The organism is Desulfovibrio gilichinskyi, assembly GCF_900177375.1.
GTDB classification, from domain to species: domain Bacteria; phylum Desulfobacterota; class Desulfovibrionia; order Desulfovibrionales; family Desulfovibrionaceae; genus Maridesulfovibrio; species Maridesulfovibrio gilichinskyi.
Window position 1 is genome coordinate 524,482 of sequence record NZ_FWZU01000001.1, and the last position, 15,494, is coordinate 539,975.

General features: G+C 39.8%; 17 protein-coding genes. 8 read left to right on the forward strand and 9 right to left on the reverse strand.

What is annotated here, in order from left to right:
* The 3 genes from B9N78_RS02475 to B9N78_RS02485 are packed head-to-tail and all read right to left on the reverse strand — an operon-like array spanning position 1 to position 2,896.
* Complete coding sequence (locus B9N78_RS02475) at positions 1-975, reverse strand: RnfABCDGE type electron transport complex subunit D (protein ID WP_085097816.1); 975 nt, start codon at positions 973-975, stop codon at positions 1-3.
* A gap of 2 nt (positions 976-977) precedes the next feature.
* A complete protein-coding gene (locus B9N78_RS02480) occupies positions 978-2,132 on the reverse strand; it encodes a 4Fe-4S dicluster domain-containing protein (RefSeq protein ID WP_085097819.1) in 1,155 nt (384 codons plus the stop codon).
* A gap of 17 nt (positions 2,133-2,149) precedes the next feature.
* Positions 2,150-2,896 carry a cytochrome c3 family protein gene (locus B9N78_RS02485; RefSeq protein WP_170921363.1) on the reverse strand — a complete coding sequence of 249 codons (747 nt, stop codon included), beginning with the start codon at positions 2,894-2,896 and terminating at the stop codon, positions 2,150-2,152.
* Positions 2,897-3,121: 225 nt separating this feature from the next.
* On the opposite strand from B9N78_RS02485, the gene B9N78_RS02490 reads away from it, so the two are divergent.
* The 3 genes from B9N78_RS02490 to B9N78_RS02500 all read left to right on the forward strand — a co-directional run bounded on the left by B9N78_RS02490 (position 3,122) and on the right by B9N78_RS02500 (position 6,649).
* Entirely contained in the window at positions 3,122-4,633 is a 1,512-nt protein-coding gene (locus tag B9N78_RS02490) for an alkaline phosphatase (RefSeq protein ID WP_085097822.1), read from the forward strand.
* Positions 4,634-4,740: 107 nt separating this feature from the next.
* Complete coding sequence (locus B9N78_RS02495) at positions 4,741-5,868, forward strand: YibE/F family protein (RefSeq protein WP_085097825.1); 1,128 nt, start codon at positions 4,741-4,743, stop codon at positions 5,866-5,868.
* Between the two features lie 94 nt (positions 5,869-5,962).
* Positions 5,963-6,649: an HAD family acid phosphatase gene (locus tag B9N78_RS02500; protein WP_245805442.1), complete on the forward strand. Its 687-nt coding sequence runs from the start codon at positions 5,963-5,965 to the stop codon at positions 6,647-6,649.
* Positions 6,650-6,772: 123 nt separating this feature from the next.
* Here B9N78_RS02500 and B9N78_RS02505 read toward each other — a convergent pair whose 3' ends face one another.
* From B9N78_RS02505 to B9N78_RS02515, 3 genes are all read right to left on the reverse strand, one after another.
* Positions 6,773-7,684, reverse strand: coding sequence for an NAD(P)/FAD-dependent oxidoreductase (locus B9N78_RS02505; protein ID WP_085097827.1), 912 nt, complete (start codon positions 7,682-7,684; stop codon positions 6,773-6,775).
* Between the two features lie 115 nt (positions 7,685-7,799).
* Entirely contained in the window at positions 7,800-8,561 is a 762-nt protein-coding gene (locus B9N78_RS02510) for an HD domain-containing protein (protein WP_085097830.1), read from the reverse strand.
* 11 nt (positions 8,562-8,572) lie between these two features.
* Positions 8,573-8,896: a hypothetical protein gene (locus B9N78_RS02515; protein WP_085097832.1), complete on the reverse strand. Its 324-nt coding sequence runs from the start codon at positions 8,894-8,896 to the stop codon at positions 8,573-8,575.
* Positions 8,897-9,063: 167 nt separating this feature from the next.
* On the opposite strand from B9N78_RS02515, the gene B9N78_RS02520 reads away from it, so the two are divergent.
* The 3 genes from B9N78_RS02520 (at position 9,064) to B9N78_RS02530 (ending at position 10,961) form a co-directional block, all read left to right on the forward strand.
* Positions 9,064-9,465 carry a response regulator gene (locus B9N78_RS02520; RefSeq protein WP_085097835.1) on the forward strand — a complete coding sequence of 134 codons (402 nt, stop codon included), beginning with the start codon at positions 9,064-9,066 and terminating at the stop codon, positions 9,463-9,465.
* Between the two features lie 108 nt (positions 9,466-9,573).
* A complete protein-coding gene (locus tag B9N78_RS02525; RefSeq protein ID WP_085097837.1) occupies positions 9,574-10,515 on the forward strand; it encodes a Tim44 domain-containing protein in 942 nt (313 codons plus the stop codon).
* Positions 10,516-10,652: 137 nt separating this feature from the next.
* Positions 10,653-10,961, forward strand: coding sequence for an Hpt domain-containing protein (locus tag B9N78_RS02530; protein ID WP_085097839.1), 309 nt, complete (start codon positions 10,653-10,655; stop codon positions 10,959-10,961).
* Between the two features lie 6 nt (positions 10,962-10,967).
* Here B9N78_RS02530 and B9N78_RS02535 read toward each other — a convergent pair whose 3' ends face one another.
* Positions 10,968-12,113 carry a cyclic di-GMP phosphodiesterase gene (locus B9N78_RS02535; RefSeq protein ID WP_085097842.1) on the reverse strand — a complete coding sequence of 382 codons (1,146 nt, stop codon included), beginning with the start codon at positions 12,111-12,113 and terminating at the stop codon, positions 10,968-10,970.
* Positions 12,114-12,532: 419 nt separating this feature from the next.
* Between B9N78_RS02535 and B9N78_RS02540 the strand changes: the two genes are divergently transcribed.
* Positions 12,533-13,513 carry a MerR family transcriptional regulator gene (locus tag B9N78_RS02540; protein WP_245805443.1) on the forward strand — a complete coding sequence of 327 codons (981 nt, stop codon included), beginning with the start codon at positions 12,533-12,535 and terminating at the stop codon, positions 13,511-13,513.
* A gap of 93 nt (positions 13,514-13,606) precedes the next feature.
* Positions 13,607-14,035: a hypothetical protein gene (locus B9N78_RS02545; RefSeq protein WP_085097848.1), complete on the forward strand. Its 429-nt coding sequence runs from the start codon at positions 13,607-13,609 to the stop codon at positions 14,033-14,035.
* A 74-nt stretch (positions 14,036-14,109) separates the two neighbouring features.
* On the opposite strand, the gene B9N78_RS02550 is transcribed toward B9N78_RS02545, so the two are convergent.
* Positions 14,110-14,502 (reverse strand): PqqD family protein, encoded by a 393-nt coding sequence (locus tag B9N78_RS02550; RefSeq protein ID WP_245805444.1) that lies wholly within the window; start codon positions 14,500-14,502, stop codon positions 14,110-14,112.
* Positions 14,492-15,388, reverse strand: coding sequence for a hypothetical protein (locus B9N78_RS02555; RefSeq protein WP_085097853.1), 897 nt, complete (start codon positions 15,386-15,388; stop codon positions 14,492-14,494). Before B9N78_RS02555 ends, B9N78_RS02550 begins: the two co-directional genes overlap by 11 nt.
* Positions 15,389-15,494 lie beyond the last annotated feature (106 nt).

Sequence of the window (15,494 nt, forward strand, 5' to 3'; positions counted from 1 at the left end):
TTACCTCTGCAAGTGTACATTGGTTATTCCGCCGAAGGGCTTGGGTCTGATTTTTTCGAGCAGTGGCGTTGCAAGGTTCGCAAGCAGTATGGCGAACGGAACTCCGTCAGGATAGATTCCGTAAATTCTTATGATTATGACCAGAACTCCGGCAATAAATCCGAAAGCAATCATCGGGATATGCCCCACAGGGGAAGAGGAACCGTCGGTTGCAAGAAAGAAAGCTCCGAATAATGTGCTCCCGCATAGCAGGTGATAAATCGGTGAGCAGTAATCAAGAGGGGATATTGCATAAAAAGTTGCTGCGGTGAAAGTTACCCCTGCAATAAATGCGAAAGGAATGTCGGGCCGGATAATTTTGCGGCTCAACAGATATAACCCGCCGAGAAGAATAGGACCTGATTGCGCCGCTCCTGATCCGCCGAGCTGGAATCCTAATAATAATGATTTTAAGGAATACTCACTTAGTGTTTCAGGACCGAAATTTTTGAGCTGACTTAGCGGGTAGGTCAGCTCAGATCCCAGCATTGTCATGTCAAAATCCATCAGATCAGGCCATGAAACTTTGCAGATGGCCCAGCCTACCAGCGGAGCGCATAACGGGGAACCTCCAAGACCTCCGAATACCATTCTTCCAAGTATCATTGAAAATGAACTGCCGACTGTTACAAGCCACCACGGGGAACTTGGAGCTATGAGAAATCCGAACATCAGGCCGCAGAGCAGAGCTGTGTAGTTGTCGGATTCAATTTCACGTTTCATTATTCGCAGGCAGATAGCTTCTGTCAGGACCGCAACCACGCATGACAGCGCAAGAACTCTCATTGCAAGTATATTGCTGTGCCAGATAGCGAATCCGGCTGCGGGGAGTAGAGCCAGCAGTATTTCGAAAGAAGTTCCTTTAATAGTCCGCCCGCAGTGAATGTGTGGAGAACTTGAAACAGTTAAAACTGGAGATCCGCTTATGGGTTTCATATTTATTTCCGAAGGTCTTCAAGTATCGGTTTGCTGAAAAGTTCTTTTTTGGCCAGTCTTATATATTGCAGCAAGGGACGCTTAGCCGTGCACCAATAAGCGCAAAGCCCGCATTCAAAACATGAACCGATGAAATACGCTTTAGTATTTTCAAAAAGTCCGAATTCAGCGTGTCTGGAGATCATATTAGGCATAAGTCTAGCCGGACATCTGATTACACATTCTCCGCATCCTACACATGGTGAGTCTTTAGTTACGGGCTCTTTGTCACCTGCAATAACTGTTATTCCCTGCGTATCCGCTGAAATTCCGTGGTTTAGTGAGTAGACAGCTCTTCCTGATAAAGGACCGCCTAGAACAACTCTATCACCTTCTGATAGCGTATATCCGGCTTTACTTACCAATAGCCCGACGGTTGTGCCGACTGGAGTCTGGAAGAGGGTGTTGCCGACTTTGATCATAATTTCAGTTACCGGCTGTTTGCCGTGAACGGTCCTCCCTATTCTGTAAAGAGTCGCAGCGTCTACAACGCAAACTCCGGCAGGCATTTCTTTTCCGGTTACAGTTTTAATGATCATAGCAGGTAATCCGTTGGGATAGACCGGCTTTATTTCATGCGCGGTGCAACCGGGCAGAGTCCATGCCATGCCCTGCGGTACGGCGATGGCTGAAGCTTTCGGCGAAAGGGCTTTCTTAAGAAAATCCAACCCTTCACACATTATGTGATTAAATTCTTCGATTAAAAATCTATGCCCGTCTATTCCGGTTTCTGCCGGAACGGTGTTGATGATCAGAGTGCATCCTTGTTTAAAACGACTGACGTCAATTCCTGCATTTCTAAGATCTGCGAGCATGGAAGAGCTGTCGGTGGTGTTAAACGCTAACGGTTCTGCAACAAGGTCGCCATGCTCTTCAATGAGGATAAAATCTTTTTTTACTTCAAGTACTTTACCAGACACTGAAGAGTGAACTGATGGGAGTTTATTATAAGGATCAAAAGCAATTTTTTGTCCTTTTGCGACAAGTTCCCCCGCCGTGGTAAGCGGTTCCAGCCCAGTTATTTCCAGAGATATCAGCAACGCGGAATTTAAGAGCTGCTCTCTTATTTTCAGCACCGGACCGCGTTCTGATGGAATAAGTGAAAAAATAGGATTCATAATCGATGTATCCGCCTTTATCTTAAATGACACTTGTCACAATCATTATCTTTATACGGGCCTTTTTTAAGTTCCCCGTGGCATACCATACATTGATCATGGAATGCACTCATACGATTCATAACTAAATCTTTCCCCGGTTTTTGGTGGCACTGTGCACATGCAGTGGTGTCGCCTTTGTAATGGGTCATGTCTTTCATTTTATGACATGGATTACACCCTTTAAGACCGTCTTTGAACTGATCTGCGTGACATTTCACGCAGCGGGCGTGCGCCGCATTTCTTATACTCGGAATTTCTTTGGTTCCCGCGTTGGTATGGCAATTCGAACATTTCTGAAGTTCATCTTCTATTTCCTGCCCATGGTGGCAAGCCTGACAGTTGTCGTCAGCACGTTCTTCGTGAGCTTCGTGATCGAAATTAAGTTTGCCAAGCTCTGCATGGTGGCATTTTACGCAGTAGGTGTTGTCCGGAAAGGAATTTATGTGATTGCGAACGAAGTCTTTGTCAAAAGATTCAGGATGGCATGAGCCGCAGGGAAGAGGTTCGTTGTTAGCTGTTTTACGCTCGTGGTGGCATTTATCGCATGATATTTCGTAAAGCCGGTGGTGCTTTAGATGTTTGAAGATTACTTTCCCGCCACTGTTTTTGAATAAAATTCTAACCGGAACTTTTTGTTTCTGCGTTGAAGTCATGTATCCGGTAGCAGCAAGTCCCAGCAACAGCACAGTAATAATTATGATAGGAAAGAACTTTTTTTGCACCGACTGTTCCTCGTTTTAAAAGGGAATTTTCCTATAAATTATATAGGTAAACGTGGTGGCTTTGTCCAGTTTAAACTTTTGCATGATCAAAAAAGAAAGATAATCATATTAGTTATCATATTGTTGCTAGGTTGTGACACAACAGTCATTTGGGACTGATAGATGAGTCTCTGCTTAAGATGAATTTATTTTTAACAATTAATTTCTTTAAATTCGGAGGCTCTGATGACTTTTTATCGTAAAGGTAGACATTTAATGTTGTTGTTCGTCTGTGCTGTTCTTCTTACAGCAATTCCGGCACATGCTAAAACCAAATCAGTAGCGGTTTATAAAGGTGCTCCTGCTAAATATGTATTTCTCTTCATCGGTGACGGAATGGGAATCCCGCAGAGAGCTGCTGCTGAAGCCTTTTTGGGTAAACAGTTAGTTATGAACAGTTTTCCGGCACAGGGAATGACAACAACCTATGCTGCTGACAGATTTATCACAGGTTCCGCCGCAGCCGGAACTGCTATTGCGAGTGGACAGAAAACCAACATCGGAATGCTCGGTATGAACCCAAGCCAGAAAGATGTTAAATCCATTGCAGAAGTTGCTCGTGATAAAGGAATGAAAGTCGGTATTGTTTCAAGTGTTTCAATAGACCATGCGACTCCGGCAGCATTTTATGCTCATGTTCCTACCCGCGGTCAGTATTACGATATTGATGTAGCTCTTGCTGAAAGCAATTTTGATTTTTTTGCAGGCGGCGGACTTAAAGATCCATCTAACAAGAAAAATAATTCTAAAAATTTCAAGGGCGATGCTCTTAAAATGATCAAAGATGCCGGGTATAAAGTTATAACCGATAAAAATGATTTTATGGCTCTTAAGCCTTCTGACGGCAAAGTTGTTGCATGGAATGCATGGTTGCAGGACGCAAAAGCTCTTCCTTATGTAATGGATATGCGTCCTGAAGATATTACTCTTCCTGAGTTCACCCAGAAAGCGATTGAAATGCTTGATAACTCTAAAGGGTTTTTCCTGATGGTTGAAGGCGGAAAAATCGACTGGGCATGTCATGCTAACGATGCTGCAGCATTTATCCGCAACACTGTTTCTTTTGATGATTCAATCGAAAAAGCTGTTGAATTTGCGAAAAAACATCCTTCAGATACTCTTATTGTTATTACCGGTGACCATGAATGCGGTGGTTTGACTCTCGGTTTTGCCGGAACTAAATACGGTTCTTACTATGATTCTCTTAACAAGCAGGATGTATCATTTCAGAAGTTTACCGATGAAGTTGTTAAACTTTGGAAGAGTGAGCATAAGGGCGACGTGAATTTTGATGACATTAAACCGACCATTACGAATTACTTCGGACTTAAGTTTGAAGGTGATTACAAAAAAGATCCTATGGTTGTTAAACCTTACCAGCTTGCAATGCTTAAAGATGCTTACGTCCGTACTATGAAAGATGATGATTCCAGTAGCCCCGAACTTTATAATATGTATGGCGGTTATGATCCATTAACCACTACAATCACACATGTTCTGGATAATAATGCCGGACTTGGATGGACTTCCTTTCAGCATACCGGAATTCCGATTGCAACTTCTGCAATGGGCTTAGGAGCTACTTCATTTAACGGTTACTATGACAATACTGATATAGCTCTGAAAATTATGTCAGTAATGGGTGTTTCTCCACGCGTTTATTCAAGAAGTGAACACGTTAAGATTGCTGCTAAATAATTGATAAATATCATTTAGAAAATCTAACTGGCGGAGCGGGCTATTTACCGCTCCGCCTTATTACTTAGTCGACAGGAATAATATCACATTTAATAAGTGGTCATAATATGCTAAAATTATTTAAAAATCATGAGTTTGTTCTAGTTCTGGTCTTTGCCATACTTACAGCTGTACTCTGCATAATTCCTACAAAATTTGATGATCGTATTGCTGATAATGCAGTTCGCTGTAAAGCAGAAGTTGTTGAAGTTAATAATTCTGAGATTCATCAATTCGGCATGGTTAAAACCGGAACACAATTAGTTTCTTTGAAGATGGTTGAAGGTAAATTTAAAGATCAGATCATGAAGGGAACAAATGAACTGCTTGGACAGATGGATAAAGATAAAATTTTTAGAGTCGGAGATTCTGCGCTGGTTGTTCTGTCGTTAAGTCCAGAAGGTGATGTTATATTTGTAAATCCTCAAGATCATTACAGGATTGGTAAAGAGCTTGTTCTGGTAGGGCTGTTTACATTTCTTTTGCTTGTTTTCGGCGGGTGGACCGGAGCTAAGGCATTGTTCTCTTTTCTTTTTACAGCTCTGGCTATTTGGAAACTTCTTATCCCGGGGCTTCTTTTAGGATTCGACCCGGTAATTTTGACGCTTGCAATCGTTACAGCTTTATGTGCGGTAATAATTTTCATGGTTGCAGGAATCAACAAAAAAGGGCTTGTCGCGTTTATCGGGTCATTTTTAGGAGTGCTTACCAGTTGCCTTATGGCAATATATTATACTGGAGATCTGCACCTGCAAGGTGCGGTGATGCCGTTTGCAGAAACTTTGCTTTATTCCGGATTCGGGCATCTTGATTTAACGAAGATTTATATTGCTGCGGTTTTTCTTGCTTGTTCCGGAGCTGTTATGGATCTGGCTATGGACGTGTCTGCCAGTTTGGATGAGGTTGTCAGAATCCATCCGGACATAACCCGCTTAGAAGCTCTTGCATCCGGTCTGCGTGTAGGAAGGGCTGTTGTAGGCACCATGACAACAACTTTGCTTCTTGCGTATTCAGGAGGGTTCATAACTCTTCTAATGGCCTTTATGGCGCAGGGAGTGCCGCTTATTAATACTTTCAACTTTGTTTATGTTTCAGCAGAGGTATTAAAAACAATCGTAGGCAGTTTCGGACTTGTTACCGTTGCGCCTTTTACTGCGATTGTAGGATCATTTATTTTTACAAAATTTAAAAAATAAACGGAAGCGTGAAGCTCTTGTGGTCCGCAAGTTTCTTATGATAATCATCAAACATGTTGTAAATGTTTATTAAATATTCAACTTGTTCTTAGGGGTGATTATTTTGCTTACACGTTTTTTAATTGTTTTATTTTTTTGCAGCGCAGCAGGCTGCGTATCGTCATCTGTTAAGCATGTTAATGAATCAGCTCAGTTGATATCAATTCCAGCTGCTCAGCAGCGCATTATTGACTATCATGAAAGTGGAAAATACAGCCGGGATGTTGAAGCTAAAGCTCGCGAAGTAATTGCTGCTGCTGATAAAGCTATTGCCTCCGGAGTTAAATATCCGGCTGTCGTTATCTCTGTGGAAGACGTATTGGTATCAACTTATGATGTTAGAAAAAAACAGGGATTTTCTGATAATAGCTGCGCTCGTAAGGAGCTTGATTCAAATGTAATCCTCGGAATTTTACCTGTTATTAAACCGTCATTGAATATGTTTGAATATCTTTTGTCGCGTAAAGTTACAGTTTTTATAGTTTCATATAGGCCGGAGAGTTTAAGAGTTTCTGTTTTGGAAAACCTCGCCGGGTCCGGATATTCAGGTTGGAAAGGTCTTTATCTGCTGGCTCCGAATCAGCAAGCTGACTCAAAAAAATTTTATGAGGAAATTCGTAAGGGACTTCATAGGACCGGATATAATATCGTAGCAACAATTGGAGTTTTGCCTTTTGAGGTAGCCGGGGAACAGGCAGGAACTCCTGTTTTGTATCCAAATTATATTTATTCTGCCCATTAATTTATAAATTTTAAAGCCCGCATTTATAAGGTCTGTTAAGACTTTACAAATGCGGGCTTTTTTTTGACATATGAGTCGGCAGATATTTTAATTCTACCTGTTCAAAAAATACTGTTAATACTGTTAGATTTTTTTAACAAATTTTGCTGCGGCAAGACCTGCAACACATCCTTCACCGACAGCTTTTGCCATCTGGAGTGGAGGTCCGCATATATCACCGGCTGCAAAAATACCCGGAACATTGGTGCGCTGCTGTTTGTCAGTTTCAATGAATTTCATGGATTCATCAAGTGTGATTCCAAGTTCAGCTCCTAAAGACATAACACCTTTGGCGCCAAGCTCGATAAATACGCCGGTAACATCAAGTTTACTGCCGTCGTCGAGGACCAGTCCGTCTACGCCGCTTTTGCCTGTGATTTCCTTAACTTCAACACCTTCGTGAATAATAATGCCCGCGTCTTTGAGTCGCTGCATAAGTTCAGGCGCAAATGAGAATTCTTTTGCGACCAGGTGTGTTTTAGAAGCAAGATGAGCCAGATGGAGTGCTCCGCCTGCTGCTGCGCTTTCGCCGCCTACAACAACAACTTCTTCACCTCTGAAAAAGTTTCCGTCGCATTCTACGCAGTAACTGACACCTTTCCCGAAAAGGTCTTTTTCACCAGGGACACCGAGTTTATTACGGGTAGTTCCGGTACAGATAATTATAGATCTGGTTTTAAAAACTTTTGTTTCGGTGGTGATGGTGTACACATTTCCGTCAGGAGTCATCAAATCCGGTGGAGTTATGTTGAGAACATCTTCATTTACAAAGACAGCTCCGAAGCTTTCGGCCTGCTGTTTTCCTGTTTTCAGAATCTGTTCACCGGAAATTTCAAGTGTACAGCAGAAGTTTTCAATATGTGCCCACCAGAGGCTGCTTTTGTCGTTTTTACCTAAAACAAGAACATTAAGTCCTTTTCGCGCAGAATGAATTGCTGCCTGCAGGCCCGCCGGTCCGGTTCCTAATATGACGATATCTTGAATCGCTTCGCTCATGTCATTTACCCATTTTAATTGGTTAACTTTTTCTTAACAAATCTATTACGTAAAAATAAGTATCAAACACCAAAAGGCAATAATCGGTTTTCATTTATTAAAAAAATACTGCTTACTAATTTTTTAACCGGCACATTATTGGAAAAAAGAGTTTTTCCACCCTTGTAGTTTTAGGAAGCTGAGAAAAAAGTGTTTCAACAATTCCCCGTTCTACCATTTGTTTTTTTGACCATTCAAAATTAAGTCCATATGCCCAGCTCAAAAGTAATAGTCTGAAATCGTTTAAACATCTCATTTCGCCGTATGAGACTTGCTTACCTTTTTCAAGAGAGGATAAAACAGATTCAGTCAGCTGCCCCGGAATTTCTTTTAAATCCATAAGAGGAACAGAGCTTGAAGGTTTTACATTTTTCATATGGGCAAGAAGGATTCCCATAATATCTATTTTGTCAGAGTCACGAATTATTTCTGTTGTTATTCTAAGTTGTTCCGGTAAGCGTGCGGGAAGTTCATTTCGGTTATGCAGAGCAATAGATCCCAGTATGATACGAAGTTGAGATTTAGGCAAATTGGCTAGTAATTGTTTGCGCAGGATATGTTTCACACCCAATAGCGCATGATTGCAGGAATTCGCATCATTAAAAGTTTTGTATTTCAGATATTGTGGAAATCTTCCTGTATCATGAAAAAGAGCTGCAATATTAGCGGTTAAAGTTAAATTTTTGTCCAAATTTAAAGATTGACAAATTCCTTGGCAATTTTCGAGTACCCGCAAAGAATGTTCATATTTTAAGGTGTAGGCCTGCAGTTCATTTTTATCAGCATTTTCAATATAAGTAGTACTGAAATCAGTGAATATTTTTTTGAAAGTTTTCATAATCTGAGGAGCTAGAGTAATCTTTTCTTCTTAAATTTGTAATCCAGTTCTGAAATTTCACCTGATGCCAGTTCCGCTTCAAGGTCCTTTAGTGCTTTTTCACGCATCTCCGCGGCTTCTCTATCAAGTTCTTTATCTCTGAATATTCCTTTGGGGCCGAATAAAACTCTTAAGAAGAGACATATAGACCCTAAAATTAATCCGACAAAAGCCAGTTTTAAAAGTGATGCATTTAAATTGCCGTAGCCGGGGCCGAACGGCCAATGGTCCCATTGAGGGCCTGTGCCGAACAGCTCGGTTACAGAAGAAGGTATGGATAAAATAGTTTTGATCATGCTGAGTTCCTGTTAAGTTTTGCTGTGTAAGTACCTTTCATTTTGACTATCTGCAAGATTATTAAATCCTAATTTGAGATAGTAAATATTGCGTGTTGCTATAAAATTTGATTATATGATGTTGCAAAAATTTTTGTTTATATCGTAACTTGAGTAATGGAGTTCCAATGTTAAAAATATTGGTAGTAGAAGATGAACTTGCAAGTAGGAAATTCATCACACATATGATGGAAGCCTATGGACATTGCGATATTGCCGTTGATGGAATTAAGGGCGTGATAATGTTTGAAGAGTCCATGCTTAACGGCGAAAAATATGATTTGATTTGCATGGATATTATGATGCCGGAAATGGACGGGCAGGAAGCTCTGAAAAAAATGCGTGAGATAGAAAAGAAGCATTCAATCCTTCCCAAAGATGAGGCTAAGGTCATAATGACAACCGCTTTATCTGATCCGAAGACAGTGCTGGAGGCTTATTATAAGGGAGGGGCTACTTACTACCTTGTGAAACCTATTTCAACTGACAAGATTAAAAATATTATGGCTGATATTCTTGACTCAAAGTGATTAAGTGAATAGGCCTTAACTGTGCTGGACAGATGTGAATTGTGTATTAATATCTAATCTGCGGCGTTTGTCGCAGATTTTTTTAATTTAAATACTATGGGGTCTTAGATGAAACTACTCGGATACATGGTTCTGCCGCTAATAACAATTTGTCTACTTGTTGCTATGACCGGTGATGCAAATGCAAAGAGATTCGGTGGTGGTAGCTCTTTCGGCAGTAAACCATCTTTTTCTCGTTCCTTTAGTAAACCGACTACCTCTTCGTTTTCAAATTCAAAGCAAAGTTCCGCTGCCGGTGCTCCGAGCCAGCAGGGCGGCTTTGCTCGTCCTGGAATGGGCCTTATGGGCGGATTGCTTGCAGGAACCTTTCTCGGATCTATGTTAGGTGGCGGAATGGGCGGAGGCGGCGGTATTTTTAATATTTTAATTATCGGCGCGTTGATTTATTTTGGATTCAAATTTTTGAAGTCGCGTAGTGGAGGTTCAAGCTCTGTCTTCGGCCAGACCAGCTCCAATCAGCAACAGACTCCTCCAAATCAACCATACAACGTTGATCCGTTTGCGCGTAGAGAGCAGAACTCGAAAAGTGCATGGGATCATCTCTCCTCAAAACCTGCTTCTGCGCCGCGTGTAGAGCCTGTAAGCCATGACCAAGTCAGCCCGGAAATTGGAGTGCCTGCCGGTTTTGATACTGAAGATTTTCTTGAAGGTGCAAAAGCTATGTACACCAGACTTCAAAAATCTTGGGATGCCCGTGATCTTGCTGATATTGAATACTTTGCCACTAAAGGCGTTGTTGATGAAATAAAACGGCAGGCGGCTGAAGATCCTGCCCCTTCAAAAACTGATATTATGTTGATTAATGCCAGGCTGCTTGAAGTGAAAGACGAAGGTTCAAGTACTTCGGCAACAGTATATTATGACGTGCTTCTCAGGGAAGATGCGAATCAGTCACAACCTGCTCAGGTGCGTGAAGTTTGGACTTTTACTAAAGAAAACACAAACTCTGCAATGTGGAAGCTTGATGGATTGCAGCAGCTTGAAGATTAAGAACTGACTTGTTTAATAATCAGGGCATTGCCTAACGGCAATGCCCTTTTTTTTGATTCATGCTGCAGCTTTCATTGAAAAAATAAATTATGTAATTTATAAAATTGAAATTACTTTAATTTAAATGGGAGCGTTTCATGGCGAATAAAATTAAGGAGACTATTAATAGTGAACTGGAAAGGCTTGTAGGCCGGTTTATGAGAAATACTGATTTGGAGATTGCTACGCTTGTTGCAGCTTTTAAGAAGTCAGATTTTTTAGCCATTAATAGGATTGGTCATAACATTAAAGGTACTGCGCTTAATTACGGATTCAAACATCTTGCTGAGATTGGCAGAAGTATTGAAAAAGCTGGAGCAGATGAAGACGTAGAAAATATTGAGCGGTTGCTTTTATGCCTTAAAGACTACGTTGTATGCGTTGAGATTGAATTTGAAGAAGATTAAATTTTATTACCACAAAAAACGATCCAATTCCAATTTGAATGTTTTAGGATGAATGCATTCAATTATTTCCAAGCTTGAGTCTGTATTCCCGGCGTCCTCCTGTAGCAGATTAATATATTCAGGGAGAATTGCTCTAAGTCTACTGTCGAATACTATTTTAATTTCTGGTAAAAGAGGGGCTGATGGAGTGTTTTTCATAACAACTCCGTAACGTCCGTCAGATAATTTGACAAAGCACCCCGTAGGATAAATCCCAATACATTTGATAAAACTTTCTAGGTAGGGCGTATGGAAAGATGAGTCTTTCATGGAGTATAGGTGTTTTATTGCCATGTTTGGAGTCATAGCTTCTCTGTACGGACGGCTTGAAGTCATCGCATCATATGAATCGCAGATAGAAATAATCCGTGCAAATTTTGGTATTTTATTTCCGGCTGATCCTTCAGGATATCCTGAGCAATCTTCACGCTCATGATGAGAGTAGATTGTCTCTATTATATTCTGAGGAATATTATCTTGTGTATTTAAGTATTCGCAGGCGAGTGCCGGATGTTGTTTAATAATTGAAAACTCTTTCTGTATAAGCTTCCCATGTTTTTTTAAAATGTTATCTGGAATCCATATTTCACCGATATTCATCAGTAAGGCGGAAACAATCAGGTCTTTCAGTGATTCCGTCGAGTGTCCTAGAAATCTACCAAGGACAGCACTTAAGATTGCTGTGTTCAGGCTGTGTGCAAATATATATTGGTCACTTTGAAGTAGAATTGTTAAACTTGCTGCGGCGTTGCTGTTACGTTCAATTGAGTCAAGCAAAGGAGTAACCTTTTTTTTGTACTCGTCTATATCAATATCTCTTCTTTCTTCAACTGTTTTGAATATATTTTGAACTAGTTTTATAATCTGTGCATACGTTTCGCGTGCGAAGAGTATTTCGTCGGAATAGGGAGTTTGTTGAATAGATTCACGGATAGAGCTTTTGTAAGAGTCAATAAGCACTTCTTTAATGTCACAACGTAGAAGTGTTAGAATTACATCTTTAGTAGTTACATAGGTGTTGGCAATTTTGGATGGAAGGGGCGGGTAGTTGTTTGCAGAGCAAACAATATACATCCCTTTTTGAATATTTTCAGTTTGAATCTTTTCTAACATTTCATTAATAATTTTTTAGTATTTAAATAATCAATTCAAAGTGCGTTATGTGACTAATAAATACAATAAGTAGAGTGGGTGTCGTATATGAATTACAACATTTTGATAAGCTCGACAGATATGATAAGGCAAGAGAAAAGTGCGTTTTGCCACATTGTGTGGCTGTGGGAATACTCCCCATGTTCACGCACCTAATTTTTTGTCGCGACTCAATTCGCGTATATTTTTAATATTAAATTCTATTTTTTCTCACCCTCCTTTAAGGTTTTAATTCCCTTCTGATTATTAAGTAATCATCAATTACCAATTGTCCACCAATTCAGGAAAATTTTCAGTTGTCATTTGAATAAACAATTGTTGTTCAGTTGTACATTAATTGATCAAAACGTGTTGACGTCTATTATATAGTAGTTTATCGTATGTTCAAATTAGAAATAAACAACAAGTGTGCAGGTGTCATGTCTAGTCAAAATTTAAGTCTTAGGGAAGTCAGCAGGAGACTTGGAATCCCTCCTTCTACTATTGTATATTATAAAGATAAGTATTCTAAGTTTATACCCTCAACAGGCAATGGTTCTCGTCGGCAAAAGTATTCTGTAAATGTTTTAGAAATTTTTAGGAGGATACGCGAAATGTATGGAATGAATTGGTCAACTGAACAAATTGAAAATGAATTATCTATCAAATTTGGTATGTTAATAAACCATATCAAAAATGAACAACAAGTGATCAGTGATGCAGGACTTAATGCCGGTAGTGATATGCAAACTGTTATTCAGGGGCTTGCTTCCGTTATAGAAAAAGTTTCAGACCTTCTTTCCAGTCAGGTATTGTTTCAGTCAGAGATCCGAGACCTGCGAGACGAAGTTGCCAGTCTACGGAGTGAGAAGCATAAGCTTGAAGCGCAGGTTAATGAACGCGTTCTTGATCTTGCTATGGAAATTGGTCAGCTTAAACGTGACAGAGTCGAACTCTTTAGGCTGTTGCGAAAGGGTGGTGTTTCTTCAGGTCCTGATGAATCTTCATTTCCTTCTACTGCCTATCTTGAGCGTCCGCTGGTTATTAGAAATTCAGAAGGTGAATATTTAGGTGTTGCCGGAAAAGGGCGGAAGCATTTTTCTTTAGAAGATTTTGTCAAGCTTCTCGAGAACAGTGTAAATTCCCATCGCAGTGTAGACTTGAAGTGGGAAAAGAAAGATTCAAGCTGGGTTTTAGTTATTACTGCTCATGAAGATGTATCGGGTGATGAAAAGTCTATTGTTTTGGTAACTGAAGAGAATGTAACTCCAAACAATAATACCGTTGTTCGTATTGTAACTATGAATATCAATGATAAAAACGTTCCTGATGCACTTTTATTCAGTCTTTTTAAGCAGATAAGAGATAGTTTTGTTCGGTAGGAATATGTTTGAAAAATCTAGAAAAAGTCTTGATATTCACGGTGAATAAAGATACTAAAATAATAAGTATAATGTGAGTATCAGGAGGACTAAATGCCGCAAGTCGCTGCGAGAATTACACATGACCATGAACAATGGCTTAAGAATTACTTCAAAACCAAAAGTGCCGGTGCTGAATTTATTCTCCCATGGGCTGTTGATATGTTTTTTAAATCTATGCGGGAGACAGCTACGGAACTTAATGTTGCGGAGCTTAAAACTGTTTTAGAAGCATATAGTGGTGTAAAAATTTTGCCCAATCAATGCAAAGGTGCTTATCTTTTTTTGCGGATTGAGGAAGCATGTGAGATTGATAGTGTGCATGTGACGCATGGAGTCAGTAAGGCTAATCTTGAAGCTAAGTTGAGAAGATTGTCAGATGTGCAGTGCACTGCTCTTATGATTTGGGCCACTGCTTATTGGGTCAGTAAAGTTTGGAACGGTGTCAGTTTTGAGGAATATATTAAACTAACCTGTAATTAATCTGAGCTTTAGTTAATTTATAGTAATCTTATAAATCAGCTAGTTAGTTCGTCCTGAATTTTGCACTGAATATTTCATTTTATATCGAATGCGATAAGCCCACGCTTTCCTAAGTCTTTCAAGAACGAAGCTGTCGCAACTTCTGCTTCGCGCGGGAGGACAGTATATTTTTCAGCAAAAGCCGCTGATATTTTTTTTACGCTGTTTTTACCGTCGATCATATCCCATACCATTGTACCCATGTCATCCAGCTCAAGCCTTTTCATTGGGGAACGGCCTTCTTTCCATAAGCCGTACTTTTTCGCGATACCGGAAAAAATAGGTTTCAGCCGTAAGGGATATGCAAGAATAACCTTATTGTGGTCTGTTCTAGTCTCTTCAATATCGAGATTTTTGACAGGTTTGCAGGCCAAAGCTTCACCTCTGGTCATCTCTGGAATAATTCTTTTCTTTTTTCTACCGAACAATTGAGTAATTCTCGAAAATGTTTTGCATTCTACTTTCAGGGATGCTTGTGCGAGAGTTTATAAGTACCGCTTGAATACGATTAGCTTCTTTTGTGTACCTTGCTTCGATTCGCCCGAACGGGCGGTGTTTAGAACTTAATTTGGACATGGTTATTTTGGCAGTAGAAGGTTTTTTCTCTTGTCCGAACATGCATGTGGCTCCTTCGCCGAATTCAAGTTCTGCAATGCGAAGGTTCAGTTTTGCAATTTCATTTTTAAAAAATTCTTTTGAAAAATTACCAAGAGAGCGATCTTTTAAAATAGTATCTGCCGGGCTGATTCTGTATAGAGAAATGGATTCAGTGTCATCACATAAGCATATTTTGAATCGTCCAGGTTTGAATTCAAACGAATCAAGCTTGTAAGATGCCGGAAGAGTTGCTTCCATGTCATATATGCGCCAAGGCGTGAATTCTTCGGTATTATAAAACTTAATACTGTTGAATATTGAAATAGCCGCATCTTCTAATTCGTCTCCAGCTTTGCCGATGAATTGAATCAACATAACTTTAGCTGATTTCTGACAATAGAACATCACCCCGCGTCCTGTGGAAAGGTCTGACTGCCAATAGAAAGCGGTTGAATTGAATCTCTCTAATGGTTTTTTCCAAGACGAAGGTAAAACTGAGGATTCAATTTTAATTCCGGAAGATGTTTCTATTTTTTTTGCTAATTGTCTAAAATAATTCTGTTCTTTATATGATTTTCCTGAATCATACCATCTGATTTCAATGCAGGGATGTTCGCCGTTATCGAGCTGTATAAATTTTTTATCTATACCGCTAACTTCAAATTTAGACGATATTTCAAAGCTTATACCGTCCCATGCAATATTTTTCTTAACCATTAAATTTTCCTTTTGAGAATAGAAAGGCGTATGGAATCAATCTATATCATTTAATTTACTAAATATTTATTATTTTCTATGTATTCAAGTCTTGTGACTCGGGGAA

Coding starts and splice junctions, on each gene's coding strand:
- B9N78_RS02475 (WP_085097816.1), bottom strand. CDS start 975: ATGAAACCCATAAGCGGATCTCCAGTTTTAACTGTTTCAAGTTCTCCA.
- B9N78_RS02480 (WP_085097819.1), bottom strand. CDS start 2,132: ATGAATCCTATTTTTTCACTTATTCCATCAGAACGCGGTCCGGTGCTG.
- B9N78_RS02490 (WP_085097822.1), top strand. CDS start 3,122: ATGACTTTTTATCGTAAAGGTAGACATTTAATGTTGTTGTTCGTCTGT.
- B9N78_RS02495 (WP_085097825.1), top strand. CDS start 4,741: ATGCTAAAATTATTTAAAAATCATGAGTTTGTTCTAGTTCTGGTCTTT.
- B9N78_RS02505 (WP_085097827.1), bottom strand. CDS start 7,684: ATGAGCGAAGCGATTCAAGATATCGTCATATTAGGAACCGGACCGGCG.
- B9N78_RS02510 (WP_085097830.1), bottom strand. CDS start 8,561: ATGAAAACTTTCAAAAAAATATTCACTGATTTCAGTACTACTTATATT.
- B9N78_RS02515 (WP_085097832.1), bottom strand. CDS start 8,896: ATGATCAAAACTATTTTATCCATACCTTCTTCTGTAACCGAGCTGTTC.
- B9N78_RS02520 (WP_085097835.1), top strand. CDS start 9,064: ATGTTAAAAATATTGGTAGTAGAAGATGAACTTGCAAGTAGGAAATTC.
- B9N78_RS02525 (WP_085097837.1), top strand. CDS start 9,574: ATGAAACTACTCGGATACATGGTTCTGCCGCTAATAACAATTTGTCTA.
- B9N78_RS02530 (WP_085097839.1), top strand. CDS start 10,653: ATGGCGAATAAAATTAAGGAGACTATTAATAGTGAACTGGAAAGGCTT.
- B9N78_RS02535 (WP_085097842.1), bottom strand. CDS start 12,113: ATGTTAGAAAAGATTCAAACTGAAAATATTCAAAAAGGGATGTATATT.
- B9N78_RS02540 (WP_245805443.1), top strand. CDS start 12,533: ATGTTCAAATTAGAAATAAACAACAAGTGTGCAGGTGTCATGTCTAGT.
- B9N78_RS02545 (WP_085097848.1), top strand. CDS start 13,607: ATGCCGCAAGTCGCTGCGAGAATTACACATGACCATGAACAATGGCTT.
- B9N78_RS02555 (WP_085097853.1), bottom strand. CDS start 15,388: ATGGTTAAGAAAAATATTGCATGGGACGGTATAAGCTTTGAAATATCG.